Origin of the sequence: Escherichia sp. MOD1-EC5189 (genome assembly GCF_002966045.1) — a bacterium.
Taxonomy (GTDB): domain Bacteria; phylum Pseudomonadota; class Gammaproteobacteria; order Enterobacterales; family Enterobacteriaceae; genus Escherichia; species Escherichia coli_F.
Window position 1 is genome coordinate 1 of sequence record NZ_PTRX01000073.1, and the last position, 2,940, is coordinate 2,940.

The 2,940-nt window shown below is 54.3% G+C and carries 2 protein-coding genes; one reads left to right on the forward strand and one right to left on the reverse strand.

Translation table 11 applies throughout. The features are described from left to right. Window positions 1-57: 57 nt before the first annotated feature. Entirely contained in the window at window positions 58-2,100 is a 2,043-nt protein-coding gene (gene prlC / locus ATB02_RS25400) for an oligopeptidase A (protein ID WP_001353599.1), read from the reverse strand. Window positions 2,101-2,302: 202 nt separating this feature from the next. Here prlC and rlmJ point away from each other — a divergent pair. After that, on the forward strand, window positions 2,303-2,940 hold a 638-nt coding region (gene rlmJ, locus ATB02_RS25405; protein ID WP_105272398.1), incomplete at its 3' end, for a 23S rRNA (adenine(2030)-N(6))-methyltransferase.

Genomic DNA, 2,940 nt, shown 5'->3' on the forward strand with positions numbered 1-2,940 from the left:
GATAAGGCGCCGTCTCCGGCGCCTGTTTCATCAATTAAACAGATTTTCACTGAATGATCAGCCCTTAATGCCGTAGTGCTCCAGCATCGCATCCAGTTGCGGTTCACGCCCACGGAAGCGTTTGAACAGATCCATCGGCTCTTCTGAACCGCCACGGCTCAGAATGTTGTCGAGGAACGACTGTCCGGTTTCACGGTTGAAAATGCCCTCTTCCTCAAAACGCGAGAAGGCATCTGCCGCCAGCACATCGGCCCACAGGTAGCTGTAGTAACCTGCCGCATAACCACCAGCAAAGATGTGGCTAAATGCATGTGGGAAACGGCCCCATGACGGAGACGGTACCACGGCAACCAGCTTCTTGATTTCTGCCAGAGTTTCGAGGATTTTCGCCCCCTGATCCGGACGGAATTCTGCATGTAGACGGAAATCGAACAGGCCGAATTCCAGCTGACGCAGAATAAACAGCGCCGCCTGGTAGTTCTTCGCCGCCAGCATTTTATCCAACAGTTCTTTCGGCAGCGGTTCGCCAGTCTCATAGTGACCGGAGATAAACGCCAGCGCCTCCGGCTCCCAGCACCAGTTTTCCATAAACTGGCTCGGCAGTTCGACCGCATCCCACGGCACCCCGCTGATCCCGGATACACCGGCGGTTTCAATGCGGGTCAGCATATGGTGCAGACCATGACCGAACTCGTGGAACAGCGTGATTACTTCGTCATGCGTAAACAGCGCCGGTTTACCATTCACCGGGCGGTTGAAGTTACAGGTCAGATACGCGACCGGTTTTTGCAGCGAACCGTCGGCTTTACGCATCTGGCCTACGCAGTCATCCATCCACGCCCCGCCGCGCTTGTTTTCACGGGCATACAGGTCGAGGTAGAAGCTGCCGCGCAGTTCGTTGTTCTCGTCATACAGTTCGAAGAAACGGACATCCGGATGCCAGACATCAACATCTTTGCGCTCTTTAGCGGTGATGCCGTAAATACGTTTCACCACTTCAAACAAGCCGTTAACCGCTTTGTTTTCCGGGAAGTACGGACGCAGCTGTTCGTCGCTGATGCTGTAGAGGTGCTGTTTCTGTTTTTCGCTGTAGTATGCGATATCCCACGGCTGCAACTCATCGACGCCAAATTCGGCTTTGGCGAAGGTGCGCAGCTGTGCCAGCTCTTTTTCACCCTGCGGACGGGCGCGTTTTGCCAGATCGGTTAAGAAATCAAGCACCTGCTGCGGGTTCTCCGCCATTTTGGTAGCCAGAGATTTAAAGGCGTAGTTTTCAAAGCCCAGCAGTTGCGCCAATTCGTGACGCAGAGCGAGGATCTCTTCCATCACCTTGCTATTGTCCCACTTACCGGCGTTCGGGCCTTGATCGGAAGCGCGGGTGCTGTAAGCGCGATACATCTCTTCACGCAAGGCCTGGTTGTCGCAGTAGGTCATTACCGGCAAATAGCTTGGGATATCCAGCGTCAGCAAGTAGCCTTCCAGTTCTTTCGCTTCGGCCTGGGCTTTTGCCGCCGCCAGCGCGCTTTCTGGCATACCCGCCAGTTCCGCTTCGTCGGTAACGAGTTTGGTCCAGCCCATCGTCGCATCAAGGACGTTGTTGCTGTACTGGTTGCCCAGTTCGGAAAGACGGGTAGCAATTTCGCCGTAGCGTTGCTGTTTCTCTTTCGGCAGACCGATGCCAGAGAGTTCAAAATCACGCAGGGCGTTATCAACCGCTTTCTTCTGCGCCGTATTCAGCGTGGCGTAATGATCGCCATCGCGCAGATCGCGGTACGCTTTATACAGCCCTTCATGTTGCCCTACCCAGGTGCTGTATTCCGACAGCAGTGGCAGGGTTTGTTCGTAGGCTTCACGCAGTTCCGGGCTATTTTTCACCGAGTTCAGGTGGCTGACCGGGGAGAAGATACGCCCCAACACATCGTCCACTTCCGCCAGCGGCTGGCAGAGATTTTCCCAGGTGTACGGTGCCCCTTGCGCTACTACGCGCTCCACATTTTCGCGGCAGTCATTCAATGCCTTCGTCACGGCTGGAACGACATGTTCCGGGAGAATTTTAGAAAACGGAGGCAATTCAAAGGGAGTCAGTAACGGATTCGTCATTAGCGCAGTCCTGGTTAAAGAGGTTAAGGAAGCGCTCAACAGGCGCTTTACATAATGTGTGTAGCATGGGGTTAAGTGTAGTGAATTTCAATGAGAAACGTTACGCTTTCGCGGCGACGGCCTCTTTTCGGTATACTGTCCTGATAGGCTTTTGTGCGCCCCGAATACGGGCCGATTTTTACTTACCGGAACACCTTTACCCATGCTCAGTTATCGCCACAGCTTTCACGCTGGCAACCACGCCGACGTCCTTAAACATACCGTTCAGAGCCTGATCATCGAGTCGCTGAAAGAGAAAGATAAACCGTTTCTCTATCTCGATACCCACGCAGGGGCCGGGCGTTATCAGTTAGGCAGCGAACATGCCGAGCGTACCGGCGAATATCTCGAAGGTATCGCCCGTATCTGGCAGCAGGACGATTTGCCTGCGGAGCTGGAGGCGTACATCAATGTGGTAAAACACTTCAACCGTAGCGGTCAGTTGCGTTACTACCCCGGTTCACCGTTGATTGCCCGTCAGTTACTGCGTGAACAGGACAGTCTGCAACTGACCGAGCTGCACCCGAGCGATTTCCCGTTGCTGCGTGCTGAATTTCAGAAAGACAGCCGTGCGCGCGTGGAAAAAGCCGACGGTTTCCAGCAGCTTAAAGCCAAGCTGCCGCCGGTTTCTCGCCGTGGTTTAATCCTTATCGACCCGCCGTATGAAATGAAAACCGACTATCAGGCGGTGGTCAGCGGCATTAACGAGGGGTATAAACGTTTTGCCACAGGCGTCTACGCGCTGTGGTATCCAGTGGTGCTGCGTCAGCAAATCAAGCGCATGATCCACGATCTGGAAGC